Source organism: Flavobacterium crassostreae, assembly GCF_001831475.1.
Lineage (GTDB): Bacteria > Bacteroidota > Bacteroidia > Flavobacteriales > Flavobacteriaceae > Flavobacterium > Flavobacterium crassostreae.
This window is the reverse complement of record NZ_CP017688.1, coordinates 2,194,557-2,210,848: the sequence shown is the minus strand read 5'-3', so window position 1 is coordinate 2,210,848 and position 16,292 is coordinate 2,194,557. Positions and strand designations below refer to the sequence as shown.

Here is a 16,292-nt window from a genome sequence, read left to right as displayed (position 1 = left end):
GCTTATTTTCATCAGGTGCGCTCAACTGACCGCTAACGTTCCCGCCTTAACTAGTTTGCAGGCTTTGGATACGATTACCTTCGCTGTAACGAATATACAATTAAAAACGATAATTCCACAGAATCTGCAAATTAGTTAAGACGATTGTTATGGGCTGGTTTTTTCTCCCCAAACCTAAAAACGCAAACATTTTTTGGTTTTAAATTCGAGATTTTTTTATTTAGATTCTCATTTTGTAAAGAACAAATCACACTTTTTTAATTTTTCTCGTAACGCTGATAAAATCCTGTTTTAAGATTTAAAACCGAGATTTTTCTTATTTGCAAAATCACTTTGTAAAATACAAATTACACTCATTTAATTTTTTCCGTCAAGCTGGTAAAATGCCGTTTGCGCTTCAACTTGGGGGTTTTCTTATTTTAAAAAATCACTCTGTAAACTACAAATCACGCTGTTTTATGTCATTATTTTGTTTTGGATTATTTTCAGGTTAGAAATATATTCTTTAAACAACAAAATGTTTTTTTTGGCTTTTAAGAATCCAGTTTTTTTACGCTTTTTTAGGAATTAAGAACCCTAAACCTTAAAATTATAAACAGTTTTTTCTTATAAAAACGGCTTTATCTGCGCAAAATGGGCAAAACTAGCCCATAACGTCCTGTGGCTTTGTCGTCGTTGTGGCGATTTAAGACCAAACTTAACAAATAATAACTAAAATTTAAAATTATGACTAAACTTTCAAAAAATACCCAAGTGCCACAATTCGACAAAACCGCTGTTATAAGCCGTTTTTTGTGTGATGAATGTGGATGGATAGGAACAAGAGAAGAATGTAAAAATGAATATGATTTTGGTTATGACCAAAGTTGTTGTCCTGAGTGTAATAATGTAATGTTTGATAACTTACACGGAAATGATTATGCGGAAAAGGTCGATTAAAATGGCTTATAACGTTCCGGCGCTTGGCGAGGTTGCGAAGTTCGGAACCGATTATTTTCTATCAAAGATAAAATTTCTTGCGAGAAATAAACGTGAATTTACTACAAAATTCGCAATCTTGCCAAACGCCTGTTAACGGCTGGCAGTTTCGGTTTTTATATTATTTTCTATTTGTTTAATATGTCTAAAATTATGATTAATTACAACTCTAAATATATCTCCAAGTTTCAGTTTTATCCATTTTGTCAAAGAAATTTTAACTTTATTATTGTTCAAACTTACCGTTTTTGATTTATTCAATAAATCGATAAGTTTAATTTGTTGATTTATAAATTCATCAATAACTTTTCTGTCCAGAAGACTATTCAAAGGATTTTTGTCCTTAAAAGTTTTCATTTTATTTAATTTCTGTTTTGGAAGCATACTTTCTGCAAAATAGTTTCCTAATAATCCACTTCTGAATTTTGTTTCACTTTTATGGTTGGAGTTTTTTATTGTTTTTTCAATTTCTGGAATATAAAAATGTCCATATAAATTTAGATGTTGCAAACATTCTAAAATGCTCCAATTTTCTGAATTCTCTTTCCAGTTTAATTCAGCATCTTTTTTTTGTTTTAGTAATTCTACAAAGTTTAGATTTTGTCTAGTTGTTTCAATTAAATCTAATATTAAAGTTTCTGATAGCGTTTTCATATTTATTATTTTTTCAAAGTTCAGTTTTTTAAATTTCAAAAAACTTGATACAAATCAAGATTTTTTTAATCTTGACAAAGTTTCTGGACTCATTCTCAAATAATTGGCAATATGTTTATTTGGTATTTCTTGAAACAACTTCGGACTTCTTTTCAGAACTCTTTCAAATCTTGCTTTTGGCGAACTTGTCAATATATCTTTTTCTCTTTCAATTTGTTGTAAAATCAAATCTTCCAAAATTTTAATCCAATTTTGTTTATTAGTTTCATTCAGATTTATTAATTCTGTAACTTTTTTCTTCGGAATTACCTTTATTATAGTTTTCTTTATGGCTTGAATATAAAAATCAGAAGGTTTTTCAGTTAAAAATGAGTCTAAAGAAACAATTAAATCATTATCATAACCGAATCGAATAATTTGTTCTTCGTAATCGTCCAAAATAAAGATTCGCAAACTTCCACTTTCGATAAAATAAATATTTGTATCAATACTTCCTTTAACTTTTAGATATTCATTTCTTTCTAATATTAAAATTTTTTCGAATAAATCTATGATTTCTGTCATTTTTGCAGTTTCGTTTTTTTCTGCTTGCCGTTAACGTCCCGGCGCTTGGCGAGGTTGCGAACTTCGGAACCGATTAATTTCTATCAAAGATAAAATTTCTTGCGAGAAATAAACGTGAATTTACTACAAAATTCGCAATCTTGCCAAACGCCTGTTAGCAGCTGGTGTAATTTTTTATTGTTCGGTTCTTATTAAAAAATCAGCGCTTTTTTTTATATCCTCAAAATTTTTAACTTCTATTTTACCCTTTGTCGGGATCATATTTTGCCAAACCCAATTATAATGTTCAATTACTTTTTCAGCTTTTAAGTGTGGTCTTTCTCCAGTTGTATGAGCATCTTCAACCACTATTATATTATAATCTTTAGTTAAGGCTGACTGTATTGTTGATTCAACACAAAAGTCAGTTGCGCAACCTGTGATAAATAATTCATTTATATTTAGTTCGGTTAGTTTTGATTGAAGTATAGAATTGTAAAACACGTCATTAGCATACTTGTTGATAGTAATATCATTTGGACTTACTTTTAATTCATCTAATAATTCCCATTCAATTGTGTTTGGTTTGAATTCACCCATTTCTGTACCGTCATGTTGAATGAAAATAACGGGTAAGTTAGACTCTCTAAAAATTTCAGCAAGTAAATTAATTCGATTTACAATTCCATTCGTGTCAAATCTAGGCGTCTTAGGCGTGAATGAACCTTTTTGCATATCGATTATCAATAGTGCTTTTCTATTTTTCATAAAATTCAAAATGTTTGTAATTGCATTTTTTTGTAAGTGTAATAATTTCTAATAGTCGCAGTAATTTTGGCGCAATTTTGGACACTTGCTGCTAACGTTCCCGCCTTAACTAGTTTGCAGGCTTTGGATACGGATGTTTTTCTTCATAACGAATATACAATTAAAAACGGTAATTCCACAGAATCTGCAAATTAGTTAAGACGATTGTTGTAGGCTGGTTGTTTTCTTCATAAACCTAAAAACACAAACAAATTCCTACTTTAAATCCGAGATTTTTTTATTTAGATTCTCGCTCTTTAAAAAACAAATCACTCTATTTCAGCTTTTTAATTTTCCTTATTGATTTTTTTTAAGATTTAAATCCGAGATTTTTCTTATTTGCAAAATCACTTTGTAAGGAACAAATTACACTCGTTTAATTTTTCCGTCAAGTTGATAAAATGCCGTTTGCGCTTCAACTTGGGGATTTTATTGTTTAAAAAAATCACTCTGCAAACCACAAATCACGCTGTTTTATGTCATTATTTTGTTTTGGATTATTTTCTGTTTTTTAGTAATACTCTTTAAAAAACAAAACCTGTTTTTTTAGATTTTAAGAATCCAGTTTTTTTTGCTTTTTTTTAAGAATTTAGAACTCTAAACCTTAAAATTATAAACAGTTTTTTCTTAATTAAAAGGTTAATTATGCGCGATTTGGGCGCAACTTGCCTACAACTTCGCGCCTCATGCAGTTTGCAGCTTTTGGATGCGATTATTTTCTTCGTAACGAATATACAATTAAAAACGGTAATTCCACAGAATCTGCAAATTGCTTGAGACGTGTGTTACAGGGCGTAGCAATAGCCACAAAACGCTTCCATCTTGCTTTTTTTGGCGGGAATTCTCTTTAAAAATAGAAACATTTTCCATTTAAAAAACACATTATTGAGTGGTTTTTTTTATAAAATTAAAGTTTTTCTTTTGTAAAATAAACTTTCTGAAAATACCATTATACACTTTTGACGTCGCAAAAAAAATCCGTTTCAATTCCGTCTAACCTTTTTCCCTTTTGGGCTTAAATTTCTGGTCACTCTCTTTTATGCAACTTATTTTGATTGATTTTTTCTGTTTTAAATCGCAACATTTATTCCTTTTATACTTTGTTTTCCTTAAATATTATTTGGTGAAAAATTATACTAATTCGCCCCATTTTTCGGCAATAAAAAGCAGTTTCTAAAAGAAAAGGAGGGGAGTTTTGACTTACATTACTTTTAAAAAATATATGCTTAAAAACGTTAATTTTCTATTTAAAAATCGATTTTTTCGGAGCTATGCCCTGTAACGTTCCCGCCTTAACTAGTTTGCAGGCTTTGGATACGGATGTTTTTCTTCGAAACGAATATACAATTAAAAACGGTAATTCCACAGAATCTGCAAATTAGTTAAGACGATTGTTATGGGCTGGTTTTTTCTTCACAAACCTAAAAAAAGCAAACATTTTTTGGCTTTAAATTCGAGATTTTTCTTATTTGGATAATCACTTTCTAAAGAACAAATCACTCTTTTTTAATTTTTCCCGTAACGCTGGTAAAATCCTGTTTTAAGATTTAAATCCGAGATTTTTCTTATTTGGATAATCACTTTGTAAGGAACAAATAACACTCATTTAATTTCTTCGTCAAGCTGGTAAAATGCCGTTTGCGCTTCAACTTGGGGATTTTCTTGTTTAAAAAAATCACTCTGTAAACTACAAATCACGCTGTTTTAAGTCATTATTTTGTTTTGGATTATTTTCAGGTTGGAAAAATATTCTTTAAACAACAAAATCTTTTTTTTTGGCTTTTAAGAATCCATTTTTATTGCGCTTTTTTAAGAATTTAGAACTCTAAACCTTAAAATTATAAACAGTTTTTTCTTAAAAAAAAAACGGCTTTATCTGCGCAAAATGGGCAAAACTAGCCCATAACGTTTCGCGGCTTAACTAGTTTGCAGGCTTTGGATACGATTACCTTCGCTGTAACGAATATACAATTAAAAACGGTAATTCCAGAGAATCTGCAAATTAGTTAAGACGATTGTTATGGGCTGGTTTTTTCTTCACAAACCTAAAAACACAAACAAATTTCTGCTTTAAATTCGAGATTTTTTTATTTAGATTCTCACTTTGTAAAGAATAAATCACTCTTTTTTAATTTTTCCCGTAACGCTGATAAAATTCCGTTTTAAGATTTAAATCCGAGATTTTTCTTATTTGAATAATCACTTTGTAAAACACAAATTACACTCATTTAATTTTTTCGTAAAGCTGATAAAATGCCGTTTGCGCTTCAACTTGGGAGTTTTCTTATTTTCAGATTTACTCTTTAAACCACAAATCACGCTGTTTTATGTCATTATTTTGTTTTGGATTATTTTCTATTTTTAAATAACACTCTTTAAACAACAAAATATTTTTTTTGGCTTTTAAGAATCCAGTTTTTTTGCGCTTTTTTTTAGGAATTTAGAACTCCAAACCTTAAAATTATAAACAGTTTTTTCTTATAAAAACGGCATTATCTGCGCAAAATGGGCAAAACTAGCCCATAACGCCCTGCCAGTTTGAGTGGTAGACGATCACAAAACAAAAATTATAAAACAAAACATTAAAATTAACCGAGTATCAACCATTGAAAACTAAACGGCTATCACTCAAAATGGCTGTTATGAGCAGTGCTTTTACTCACAAAAACAAAACTTATGACACCAAAAGAAAAAGCAAAAGAATTAGTGTTAAAATACACTCGTTATGCAAATGGATATGTAGGAAGTTCTATGTTGACAAATACAGAATATCCTGAACAAATTGACAAAAACGCAAAAGAAATGGCGTTAATTTCTATTAACGAAATAATTTATGAACTATCAGGTTTACCAAGGATTCCGTACAACGAAAGAAGAACTAAATTTTGGGAAGATGTGAGAAAGGAAATAGAGTCTGTTTAGCGACTCCAACCGCATTGGTCATAACGTCTCGCTGCTTTGAGATGGCTGGAAGTTCGTAACCTTTCAACTTTCGGCTTTGCAGAAAGTTGATGCGAAACGATAATTCCACTAAACTCCAGCTAGCTCAAAACAGCTGTTGTGCGATGTTATTTTTTTACGGTTAATTCTTTAATATGAATTTCAATAATTATTTTCAAGTATTCTTTTTTCATTCCCCAAACTGGAAAGTAGAAAAACATAAATATTTCAGTTATAATTTCAAGTATTTTAGGTTCTAAAACAATTAAAATTCCTAAATTGATATTGTCATTTTGATAATCAATATCAAACAAATTTATGATTTCTGATTCTTGGATATATTTATCAATAAATTCTCTTGCATCAGTTCTTTCTGTTGCGCCATTTTCAAAATCATTTTTTGTTTTTATAAAATCTAATAAGTGTTTTTTTAAAAGTTTTCTAAATTTTGATTTTGTAAATTTTGGAAATATTTTTGCAATATGTTCTACTGCTTTAATGGAATCTTCTTGATCACAGGAATTGTTATAAGCTATACTTTCTAAATATTCAGTTGTATATTCTTTTTCAGAATTAGAAATGTTTTTTTGTTCTGGTTCTGATTCTATTCCCCATTGATTTTCAATATGTGAAGTCCAATTTTCTAACGTATTTCGCCATTCTGACCAATTTTTAGCTTCTTTAGTTAATTTAATAACTTCATTTTCTAAATCTGCAAGAATCTGTTCTTCGTTGTAATGCTTTTCAAGTTGTTTTAAATAATTTGATAAAATTATAGAACCTATTTTGTCATCCCAATAAAACCTATTGCGAGCTATTCCTTTAATATAAGCGAGTTTTTGTTTTATTGGAGATAAACCTTGAACATAAACTATACCTGAAATTTTATTTACGAAATCTTCAATACTTTCTTTTTCAAGTTCTTCATTTCCATATTTGATATATTTATTTGCTGAAATGTCTATTGCGTCTAAAATTTTCCCTACTTCAAATTTTTTACTCAATTCAGAAATAGATTTTTTTCCATTTTCGTTTAATATATACGGTTTCATTTTACTTTCTACATATTCAGTAATCATTTCGCTTATATCGTTGTCAAAATTGGAAAGTGATTTTTTCCATTCTAACATTAATTCAATTTGCTCTCTTCTTTCTTGTAAATTTTCTAACTGTTTTCTTTGTTTTTCTAATATAGAGCTATCATTCAAAATTCTATCACTTTTACCACTATTACAGTCAAAGCAACTTGTAATTAAGTTTAAAGTTTCGTTTTTTCCACCTTTAGCTACTGGATTAATATGGTCAACATTTAAAATTACTTCTGGAGATTTCGCACCGCAATATTGACAAATAAATTTATCTCTTTTGAAAATTTCAAATCTAATTTTTTTACTTAATCCTTCTCTTTTTATCATTTTTCACTGCGGTTTTCTATAATATCGCACAACGTTCCGCTAGTAGGCGATGGTCGGGCTAAGTAAAGACAAATTTTCGGATTATCACTAATTTTCCAAATACAAAACCATTTTCCCATTAAGCCTGATTCCCGACTATTGCTTACTAGCTGTTACCTGATGTTTTTTTTGGTTTCATTTGGGAATATGATTCAAAAATAATTATTATCAGATTAAATGTTAGTAAATAATAGCCACTTTTTAGTTGTTCAATTTCTTCAAATATTTTCCCGAAATATAACATTATTAGAGGGATTAATAATAAGAATATGTTTAGTATACCTAAAATAAAAGTCATTTTTGGTTGTTCTTTAAACGAATAAATAACTAAAAATATATTCACTAAAATCGACATCGAAAATGGCATTAGTGGCCATTGAGGTGTTTCAATATCCTCAATGAATAATCTTCCAATTTGGTAGCCATTTAACGTTAATTCTTTTTTGAGTTTAACAAAATCTGTAATTGCTTTTTGCTTTTTTAAAGTTAATTCTTCGAAAGTTAAATTATATTCTTTTCCATTAAGTTCAGTTTTAGAATCCTTTTTTACTTCTTCCCATAATGGACTATTTTTTAGAATTTTATTTTCAGAAATGTTTTTGTCAGAACAAGTTTGAAAAAAAGGAAGGAATAGAATCAAAAAACTGATTATTGAGAGTTTCTTTAACATATTTAGATGATTGTATTTTTTGTCTTTGGTCGTTTTCGGTTCTCAAAATATCAGGTAACGTTCTCGCGCTACAAGCAGTTTGGGATTAAGGAAGCGTTATCTTTCGGATTTGCCAAATCTTCCAAATACAAACCGATTTTTCCATTATGCCAAATCCCCAAATTGCTTGTAGCGTGTGTTACCTGCAGTTTTTTCTTTGTTAATATTCTATTTTAAAATCGTTTTTTTTTAGTTTGTACTTTTTATTTATTTTCACATTCACATTTGTTAGCAGAATAATTCCACTTATTTCCATTATCTAAGCATTTATCTATTTCAATAAATTGGTTAACTTTTAAAATTGCAAAACATACAAAGCCTATAATTAAGATTGCGATTAAAATTGTCTTTACTTTTTTCATTTTTCAGGCTTTTTGCAACAATTCAACACTAGCAAAATTATTAAAATTACGTTTGTCCAAACTAAATACTTTTCAAATTCCACACTTTTGTCTTTTTTAAAAGTCAATTCTTTTGCGATTTCACTTTCATTGCATTTGGTGTTTTGGTTTGCAATTATTTTAAAATTTGTTTTCTTATTTTCTGTTTCTTCAAGGTAAACTATTTCATTTTCTGTATTTTTAGCAACAACCCAAAATTTTCCTCCATCGCTATCAATACAAAATTCTGAAATTTCGTTAGGTTTTAATTCAGCATTATATTCCACATAATTTCCGGTTCCATTTCCGTAATCTTCGAAAAATGCAATTCCATATATTTTTAAGTTCTGTTTGGTTAAATTTTCTGTTTTGATGTCAATTGGTGTTGATGCACCGAAACAAGATTTAAATAAAAAATTAAAACTTAAAGAAGTAATTCCGATAAAAATTCCAAAATATGTTATTATTTTAAAGCTATTAGTTTTCTCTTTTGATGATAAATACATAACAGCTAAAATTATAATATTTAGAAAGATTGAAAAAATTAAAATATTCATTTTAGTCGGTTTTTCGGTAAAATTGCAGGTAACGTCTTCGCGCCTCATGCAGTTTGCAGCTTTTGGATGCGATTATTTTCTTCGTAACGAATATACAATTAAAAACGGTAATTCCACAGAATCTGCAAATTGCTTGAGACGTGTGTTATGTGGCGTAGCAATAGCCACAAAGTACTTCTATCTAGCTTTTATTGGCGGAAATTCTCTTTAAAAACAGAAACATTTTCCATTTAAAAAACACATTATTGAGTAGTTTTTCTTATAAAATTAAAGATTTTCTTTTGTAAAATAAACACTCTGAAAATATCATTACACACTTTTGACGTTGCAAAAAAGATCCGTTTCAATTCCGTCTAACCTTTTTCTCTTTTGGGCTTAAATTTCTGGTCACTCTCTTTTATGCAACTTATTTTGATTGATTTTTTCGGTTTTAAATCGCAACATTTATTCCTTTTATACTTTATTTTCCTTAAATATTATTTGGTAAAAAATTATACTAATTCGCCCGATTTTTCGGCAATAAAAAGCCGTTTCTAAGAGAAAAGGAGGGGAGTTTGACTTACATTACTTTTAAAAAATAGATGCTTAAAAACGTTAATTTTCTATTTTAAAAACGAATTTTCGGAGCTATGCCACATAACGTCCCCGCGCTACAAGCAGTTTGGGACTAAATTAAGCCCATTCTTCGGATTTGCCAAATCTTCCAAGTACAAACTAATTTTTCCATTAAGCCTAATGCCCAAATTGCTTGTAGCGTGTGTTGTGCGATCGGTCATTTGGAACGAAATGTTGATTTCTATTTCTACTTTTTGTTATTTTTTTTCTTAATCTGTTGATAAAATTGCGTAACCGTAATTATCAGACCAACCTGATTTTAGTGGTAATAATTTTCTTGTGTGCGCTTCTCGCAACATTCCAACTTTCTCTAAAACATTTATTGATCCAATATTTTCAATTGCACAACCTGCTTCAATTCTATGAAGATTTAAGGTTTCAAAACCAAAAGCTATAATCTTTTTCAAGCTTTCTGTAGCGAAACCTTTATTCCAAAAAGCGTAATCAAATTTAAACCAAACCTCCGCATTTTTATATTTCTCTTTTCCTAAATTAATTCCAATTAATCCAATAAATTCTTTTTCTTCATTTAGTTCAATTGCAAAGGTGTAACTTTTATTATTCTCTAAATTATTATCAGAAATCCATTTCTCGACAATAATTTTTGTTTCAGTTATATCCTTTGGAATTCCTAAAGTATTAAACTTATCGGTTTCGGCTAAACTATGTAATTTATGAATATTTTCAATATCATTTTCTGAAATTGGTCTTAAATTCAGTCTTTCAGTTTTAAAATTTACGTTGTTCATTTTTGATTTAAATATTCAGTTTTTATTATTCTATTTCTTGCGTAATTTTGGTTTTGACTGTCGCACAACGTTCCCGCCTTAACTAGTTTGCAGGCTTTGGATACGGATGTTTTTCTTCGAAACGAATATACAATTAAATACGGTAATTCCACAGAATCTGCGAATTAGTTAAGACGATTGTTATGGGCTGGTTTTTTCTTCACAAACCTAAAAACACAAACAAATTTCTGCTTTAAATTCGAGGTTTTTTTATTTAGATTCTCACTTTCTAAAGAACAAATCACTCTTTTTTAATTTTTCTCGTAAAGCTGGTAAAATCCTGTTTTAAGATTTAAATCCGAGATTTTTCTTATTTGAATAATCACTTTGTAAAACACAAATAACACTCATTTAATTTCTTCGTCAAGCTGGTAAAATGCCGTTTGCGCTTCAACTTGGGGATTTTGTTGTTTTAAAAAATCACTCTGAAAACCACAAATCACGCTGTTTTATGTCATTATTTTGTTTTGGATTATTTTCTGTTTTTTAGTAATACTCTTTAAACAACAAAATGTTTTTTTTGGCTTTTAAGAATCCATTTTTTTTGCGTTTTTTTAAGAATTAAGAACTCTAAACCTTAAAATTATAAACAGTTTTTTCTAATAAAAAAGGCTTTATCTGCGCAAAATGGGCAAAACTAGCCCATAACGTCTTGCTAGTAGGCGATGGTCGGGCTAAATAAAGCAATTATTTTCGGATTATCACTAATTTGCCAAATACAAAACCATTTTTCCATTAAGCCTAATTCCCGACTATTGCTTACTAGCTGTTGTGCGTTCGTTTTTTTTCACAATGTTTCTGGTTTAATCTTTTCGATTATTATTTTCTGTAATTTTTCTGGTTCTGAATTATAAACTGTGTGTCCAGATTTTTTCATCCAAAACATCTTCTTTTTTGGTGCTTTTATAAATTCAAAGTAATCTTTTACGATATAATGAGATTTAAGTTTATCTCCGTTTCCTTCGATAAAATATATTGGGCAATTAATTTTCCGTAAAGTTTCAAAAAGATTGTTTTCTGTCGATTTTTTCCAAATTGGAAACCAAGTTGCCAACCATTTATAATAGTTGGTTTTGAAATCCTCTTTTCTTGCAAATTCTACTCCATTATGAATAAACAACCATTTTTGAGAATAAAACAAATCATTTTGATTTTCAAATGGAATTTTTACCAAGTTAAGTTCGGTTATTGCATTACTATTTTTAGTTTTTATTGCCCAATTGTTCAACATTTCCATAGTTAATTTTGATGCTTTATTTTGGTCTACAATTGGACTTATTGGAATGTAAGCATATAATAATTCGGAATGTTTTTCTGCAATGTCAAAGCCAAGAACTGAACCCCAAGAATGCGAAACCAAGTATAATTTTTTATGTTTGAATTTATCTAAAACGTACTTAATCAATTCATAAGCGTCATTTTTAAAAAGTTCAGGAGTTAAATTTTCATTTACTGAATTTATTTTTCCTGTTTCTCCAGTTTCTCTTTGATCCCAATTTACAACTACAAATTCATTTTTTAGTTTTTCAGTGAATTTTTCTGAACTTTCTACTAAAGAAGTTCCAGGTCCACCGTGTAAAAATAAAAGAATTGGATTTTCTTTGTTATTTCCTTTTATGCTAATAAATTGTTTAATTCCACCGATTTGAACAATTTCGGTAGTGTCGATTTTGAGAACATTAATATTTTCAAATTTTTGACTTTGACAAACAAAAGATGTTAAAAGCAAAATCAGTAAAAAGCTTGTTTTTTTCATTTCAAATTTTCTTTCGGTTTTCTGTCGTTCTAAAATGACGCACAACGTTCCCGCCTTAACTAGTTTGCAGGCTTTGGATACGGATGTTTTTCTTCATAACGAATATACAATTAAAAACGGTAATTCCACCGAATCTGCAAATTAGTTAAGACGATTGTTGTAGGCTGGTTGTTTTCTTCATAAACCTAAAAACACAAACAAATTCCTACTTTAAATTCGAGATTTTTTTATTTAGATTCTCACTTTCTAAAGAACAAATCACTCTATTTCAGTTTTTTAATTTTCGTTGTTGATTTTTTTTAAGATTTAAATCCGAGATTTTTCTTATTTGAATAATCACTTTGTAAGGAACAAATTACACTCATTTAATTTTTTCCGTAAAGCTGATAAAATGCCGTTTGCGCTTAAACTTTGGGATTTTCTTGTTTTAAAAAATCACTCTTTAAACCACAAATCACGCTGTTTTATGTCATTATTTTGTTTTGGATTATTTTCAGGTTGGAAATAATATTCTTTAAACAACAAAACGCTTTTTTTGGCTTTTAAGAATCCGTTTTTTACATTTTTTTAAGAATTTAGAATTCTAAACCTTAAAATTCTAAACAGTTTTTTCTTAATTAAAAGGTTAATTATGCGCGATTTGGGCGCAACTTGCCTACAACGTTCCCGCCTTAACTAGTTTGCAGGCTTTGGATACGGGTGTTTTTCTTCATAACGAATATACAATTTAAAACGGTAATTCCACAGAATCTGCAAATTAGTTAAGACGATTGTTGTAGGCTGGTTGTTTTCTTCATAAACCTAAAAACACAAACAAATTCCTACTTTAAATTCGAGATTTTTTTATTTAGATTCTCACTCTTTAAAAAACAAATCACTCTATTTCAGCTTTTTAATTTTCCTTATTGATTTTTTTTAAGATTTAAATCCGAGATTTTTCTTATTTGGATAATCACTTTGTAAGGAACAAATTACACTCATTTAATTTTTTCCGTAAAGCTGATAAAATGCCGTTTGCGCTTCAACTTGGGGATTTTATTGCTTGAAAAATCACTCTGTAAACCGCAAATCACGCTGTTTTATGTCATTATTTTGTTTTGAATTATTTTCAGGTTGGAAATAATATTCTTTAAGCAACAAAATCTTTTTTTTTGGATTTTAAGAATCCATTTTTTTGCGTTTTTTTAGGAATTAAGAACCCTAAACTTTAAAATTATAAACAGTTTTTTCTTAATTAAAAGGTTAATTATGCGCGATTTGGGCGCAACTTGCCTACAACGTCCTGCCAGTTTGAGGGGTAGGCGATCACAAAACAAAAATTGTAAAACAAAATATTAAAACTAACTGAGTATCAATCATTGAAAACTAAACGGCTATCGCTCAAAATGGCTGTTATATTCTCGGCTTTTTAAACGAAATTATTCTTATTACGGCGAATTCGCCACAATTAAAATTAAAACTATGAGAAAAGCATTAAAATTATTTAAAATAATACAAACAGTTTCAAACGAAAATAGACATAAAAACGGTTTAAAAAGACTTGGTAGAGGATATTTTGAAGCTCACAGAATTAATCCTTACAACCCGTTAAGTTACATTCTTATTCCTATTACTTTAATAGTAGGAATATTTTGTTTCGGTTTTATTGGATTTTGGAAAGAAGCTGATTTGAGAAATCCGTTTAAATGGAATTAAGTAACGCATATCGACTCCAAGCAAGCTGGAATATAACGTTATGCCACTTTGAGATGGCTGGAAGTTCATAACCGCTCAATTTTCGGCTTAATGAAAACTTGATGCGAAACGGTAATTCCACTAAACTCCAGCTAGCTCAAAATGGCTGTTGGCAGATCGGTTTTTCTTTTGAAACGGATTTTTCAATTTCAGAACATTGTGAATTTATAGAAATAATCGTTTTATTTTTTTATTTGCAAGTTTCACAGTGTCCATATTTCTTTCAAAATCTTTATTTTGACTTAGCAATTTAAAAATTTCTGTTTTAAAATTATAAATATCTGTATCAATTTTATTCAGCTTTGATTTTTCTAATTTTACTTGTTTTGAGATAGAAATTTCGCTTTCTATTTTATTATTTATAACTAGAGTAAATTTGTCGTTAAAATTTGGCATTATTAACAGTTCTTCACCAAAAACATTTTTTTCGCCTTTAAAAGTGTCAACATTATATTTAAAAATCAATTTTCTTATTTGGTTTTTCTCATTTTTAGATAATTCTATTTTATCCTTATAATTATTATACCAGTTAATTTTAAAATCTCCAGTTTTCAAATTCAATTCATAATTTGAATTGGAAATATATAAATCAATATTTTCTTGTCTTTTTGAACAAGAAAGTAGAATTAAAGTGATTAAAATTAGAATTTGATTCTTCATAAGTTTTCAATTAAATAATTTTCTTATTCAGTTCTACCAAACTGTCTGCCAACGTTCCCGCCTTAACTAGTTTGCAGGCTTTGGATACGGATGTTTTTCTTCATAACGAATATACAATTAAAAACGGTAATTCCACAGAATCTGCAAATTAGTTAAGACGATTGTTATGGGCTGGTTTTTTCTTCACAAACCTAAAAACACAAACAAATTTCTGCTTTAAATTCGAGATTTTTTTATTTAGATTCTCACTTTGTAAAGAATAAATCACTCTTTTTTAATTTTTCCCGTAACGCTGATAAAATCCCGTTTTAAGATTTAAATCCGAGATTTTTCTTATTTGGATAATCACTTTGTAAAACACAAATTACACTCATTTAATTTTTTGCGTCACGATGATAAAATGCCGTTTGCGCTTCAACTTGGGGATTTTCTTATTTTAAAAAATCACTCTGTAAACCGCAAATCACGCTGTTTTATGTCATTATTTTGTTTTGGATTATTTTCTGTTTTTAAGTAATACTCTTTAAACAACAAAATATTTTTTTTGGCTTTTAAGAATCCATTTTATTGCGTTTTTTTAGGAATTAAGAACCCTAAACCTTAAAATTTTAAACAGTTTTTTTCTTATAAAAACGGCTTTATCTGCGCAAAATGGGCAAAACTAGCCCATAACGTCTCGTGGCTTGGCGTCAGTTGGGGATTTGGTTAGCCAAATGTATCGATTTAAGACCGAACTTCCAAGTACAAAACCAACCTATGAGTTTGCCTAAAACCCCAATTGCGCCAAACCGCTGTTGGCAGTAGTCTTTTTTTTAATATTTTGTTTCATTCTGTAACCTTTTTTCAACCATTTATATTGCAAATATGCTAATAAATAATTTACAATAGTTTTTTTATTTGGTTTAAATAATTTTGGTTCTAAATCTAAATTATAAATTTCACTTATTATTTTGTTGCCAAGCCCATATCTAATAAATCTATTTTTAAAATCGGAAATTCCACCACCAAAATTATGTTTTGAAACGCTATCAAAAGCGTACGAAAGTTCGCCTATATTTAGAAATTTAAAACCCAAATCAATATCTTCACCGCCAGCAATTTTGATTTCTTCATTAAATCCTCCGACAATTTCAAACGCTTTTTTCCAAACTAAACAATTTGCAGTTACTAAATAATCTGGTCGTGGTTTCTTTCCGTTTTGATAAACTTCTGGTGGAATTAATATTTCTTGCTCTTCGTAATACTTTGAAATTAAATCTTTACTTTCAGAAATAATATTTCCAGCATAGCCGATAGAATAATTTTGGTTTTTCAAATATCCAGTTAGTAAATTTGCAGTAGGAATACAATCACTATCAGTAAAAAGTATCCATTCAGATTTCACACTTTCAACGCCAAAATTTCTTGCACTTGCAGGTCCAATTTTAGAGCAACTTAAAATTTTTATAGTTAGAGGATATTTTTTAGTTTCAATTTTCAAACTTGGTTTTGAATTATTGTCGACTATTATTATTTCTTTCGGATAATTTTCTGATTTATGAGTTTTGAAAAATTGTTCTAAAAATAATTCAATTCCATTTTGATTATTTTTAACTGGAATTACGATTGTGATTTCATTTGTTGATTTCAGTAATTCAGATTTTATATTATTTGTTTTGGTTGGTTTAAATCCCAACCTACTTATCATTGTCATAAATCCAATCTATAAATTTTATAA

At 28.9% G+C, this 16,292-nt stretch carries 14 protein-coding genes; 3 read left to right on the top strand and 11 right to left on the bottom strand.

Annotation, left to right across the window (positions count from 1 at the left end):
* Nucleotides 1–726 precede the first annotated feature (726 nt).
* Nucleotides 727–939: a hypothetical protein gene (locus LB076_RS09900; protein ID WP_066336513.1), complete on the top strand. Its 213-nt coding sequence runs from the start codon at nucleotides 727–729 to the stop codon at nucleotides 937–939.
* 132 nt (nucleotides 940–1,071) lie between these two features.
* On the opposite strand, the gene LB076_RS09895 is transcribed toward LB076_RS09900, so the two are convergent.
* From LB076_RS09895 to LB076_RS09885, 3 genes are all read right to left on the bottom strand, one after another.
* Nucleotides 1,072–1,632, bottom strand: a complete 561-nt coding sequence (locus LB076_RS09895) for a DinB family protein (RefSeq protein ID WP_066336515.1) — start codon at nucleotides 1,630–1,632, stop codon at nucleotides 1,072–1,074.
* Between the two features lie 54 nt (nucleotides 1,633–1,686).
* A complete protein-coding gene (locus LB076_RS09890; RefSeq protein WP_066336517.1) occupies nucleotides 1,687–2,196 on the bottom strand; it encodes a Crp/Fnr family transcriptional regulator in 510 nt (169 codons plus the stop codon).
* Between the two features lie 174 nt (nucleotides 2,197–2,370).
* On the bottom strand, nucleotides 2,371–2,943 hold the full coding sequence (locus LB076_RS09885) for an isochorismatase family protein (protein WP_066336521.1): 573 nt from the start codon (nucleotides 2,941–2,943) through the stop codon (nucleotides 2,371–2,373).
* A 2,715-nt stretch (nucleotides 2,944–5,658) separates the two neighbouring features.
* Between LB076_RS09885 and LB076_RS09880 the strand changes: the two genes are divergently transcribed.
* Nucleotides 5,659–5,904, top strand: a complete 246-nt coding sequence (locus tag LB076_RS09880; protein ID WP_066331944.1) for a hypothetical protein — start codon at nucleotides 5,659–5,661, stop codon at nucleotides 5,902–5,904.
* A 146-nt stretch (nucleotides 5,905–6,050) separates the two neighbouring features.
* Here the strand turns inward: LB076_RS09880 and LB076_RS09875 are convergent, their stop codons facing one another.
* The 6 genes from LB076_RS09875 to LB076_RS09855 form a co-directional block, all read right to left on the bottom strand.
* Nucleotides 6,051–7,337 carry an HNH endonuclease gene (locus LB076_RS09875; protein WP_066331947.1) on the bottom strand — a complete coding sequence of 429 codons (1,287 nt, stop codon included), beginning with the start codon at nucleotides 7,335–7,337 and terminating at the stop codon, nucleotides 6,051–6,053.
* Nucleotides 7,338–7,482: 145 nt separating this feature from the next.
* Nucleotides 7,483–8,046, bottom strand: coding sequence for a hypothetical protein (locus tag LB076_RS09870; RefSeq protein WP_066331949.1), 564 nt, complete (start codon nucleotides 8,044–8,046; stop codon nucleotides 7,483–7,485).
* Nucleotides 8,047–8,288: 242 nt separating this feature from the next.
* Complete coding sequence (locus tag LB076_RS13875) at nucleotides 8,289–8,447, bottom strand: hypothetical protein (RefSeq protein ID WP_157776680.1); 159 nt, start codon at nucleotides 8,445–8,447, stop codon at nucleotides 8,289–8,291.
* Nucleotides 8,444–9,022, bottom strand: coding sequence for a hypothetical protein (locus tag LB076_RS09865; protein WP_070786777.1), 579 nt, complete (start codon nucleotides 9,020–9,022; stop codon nucleotides 8,444–8,446). Before LB076_RS09865 ends, LB076_RS13875 begins: the two co-directional genes overlap by 4 nt.
* 824 nt (nucleotides 9,023–9,846) lie before the next feature.
* A complete protein-coding gene (locus LB076_RS09860) occupies nucleotides 9,847–10,386 on the bottom strand; it encodes a GNAT family N-acetyltransferase (RefSeq protein WP_066335153.1) in 540 nt (179 codons plus the stop codon).
* 826 nt (nucleotides 10,387–11,212) lie between these two features.
* Nucleotides 11,213–12,181, bottom strand: coding sequence for an alpha/beta fold hydrolase (locus tag LB076_RS09855; protein ID WP_066337197.1), 969 nt, complete (start codon nucleotides 12,179–12,181; stop codon nucleotides 11,213–11,215).
* 1,461 nt (nucleotides 12,182–13,642) lie between these two features.
* On the opposite strand from LB076_RS09855, the gene LB076_RS09850 reads away from it, so the two are divergent.
* Entirely contained in the window at nucleotides 13,643–13,876 is a 234-nt protein-coding gene (locus LB076_RS09850) for a hypothetical protein (protein ID WP_066336575.1), read from the top strand.
* A gap of 204 nt (nucleotides 13,877–14,080) precedes the next feature.
* On the opposite strand, the gene LB076_RS09845 is transcribed toward LB076_RS09850, so the two are convergent.
* Both LB076_RS09845 and LB076_RS09840 read right to left on the bottom strand, forming a co-directional pair.
* Complete coding sequence (locus LB076_RS09845) at nucleotides 14,081–14,575, bottom strand: hypothetical protein (RefSeq protein WP_066336573.1); 495 nt, start codon at nucleotides 14,573–14,575, stop codon at nucleotides 14,081–14,083.
* 766 nt (nucleotides 14,576–15,341) lie between these two features.
* Nucleotides 15,342–16,268: a glycosyltransferase family 2 protein gene (locus LB076_RS09840; RefSeq protein ID WP_078055253.1), complete on the bottom strand. Its 927-nt coding sequence runs from the start codon at nucleotides 16,266–16,268 to the stop codon at nucleotides 15,342–15,344.
* Between the last annotated feature and the right edge of the window lie 24 nt (nucleotides 16,269–16,292).

What these genes read in the sequence shown, in the direction of transcription:
- LB076_RS09900 (WP_066336513.1), top strand. Translation starts at nt 727, where the DNA reads ATGACTAAACTTTCAAAAAATACCCAAGTGCCACAATTCGACAAAACC.
- LB076_RS09895 (WP_066336515.1), bottom strand. Translation starts at nt 1,632, where the DNA reads ATGAAAACGCTATCAGAAACTTTAATATTAGATTTAATTGAAACAACT.
- LB076_RS09890 (WP_066336517.1), bottom strand. Translation starts at nt 2,196, where the DNA reads ATGACAGAAATCATAGATTTATTCGAAAAAATTTTAATATTAGAAAGA.
- LB076_RS09885 (WP_066336521.1), bottom strand. Translation starts at nt 2,943, where the DNA reads ATGAAAAATAGAAAAGCACTATTGATAATCGATATGCAAAAAGGTTCA.
- LB076_RS09880 (WP_066331944.1), top strand. Translation starts at nt 5,659, where the DNA reads ATGACACCAAAAGAAAAAGCAAAAGAATTAGTGTTAAAATACACTCGT.
- LB076_RS09875 (WP_066331947.1), bottom strand. Translation starts at nt 7,337, where the DNA reads ATGATAAAAAGAGAAGGATTAAGTAAAAAAATTAGATTTGAAATTTTC.
- LB076_RS09870 (WP_066331949.1), bottom strand. Translation starts at nt 8,046, where the DNA reads ATGTTAAAGAAACTCTCAATAATCAGTTTTTTGATTCTATTCCTTCCT.
- LB076_RS13875 (WP_157776680.1), bottom strand. Translation starts at nt 8,447, where the DNA reads ATGAAAAAAGTAAAGACAATTTTAATCGCAATCTTAATTATAGGCTTT.
- LB076_RS09865 (WP_070786777.1), bottom strand. Translation starts at nt 9,022, where the DNA reads ATGAATATTTTAATTTTTTCAATCTTTCTAAATATTATAATTTTAGCT.
- LB076_RS09860 (WP_066335153.1), bottom strand. Translation starts at nt 10,386, where the DNA reads ATGAACAACGTAAATTTTAAAACTGAAAGACTGAATTTAAGACCAATT.
- LB076_RS09855 (WP_066337197.1), bottom strand. Translation starts at nt 12,181, where the DNA reads ATGAAAAAAACAAGCTTTTTACTGATTTTGCTTTTAACATCTTTTGTT.
- LB076_RS09850 (WP_066336575.1), top strand. Translation starts at nt 13,643, where the DNA reads ATGAGAAAAGCATTAAAATTATTTAAAATAATACAAACAGTTTCAAAC.
- LB076_RS09845 (WP_066336573.1), bottom strand. Translation starts at nt 14,575, where the DNA reads ATGAAGAATCAAATTCTAATTTTAATCACTTTAATTCTACTTTCTTGT.
- LB076_RS09840 (WP_078055253.1), bottom strand. Translation starts at nt 16,268, where the DNA reads ATGACAATGATAAGTAGGTTGGGATTTAAACCAACCAAAACAAATAAT.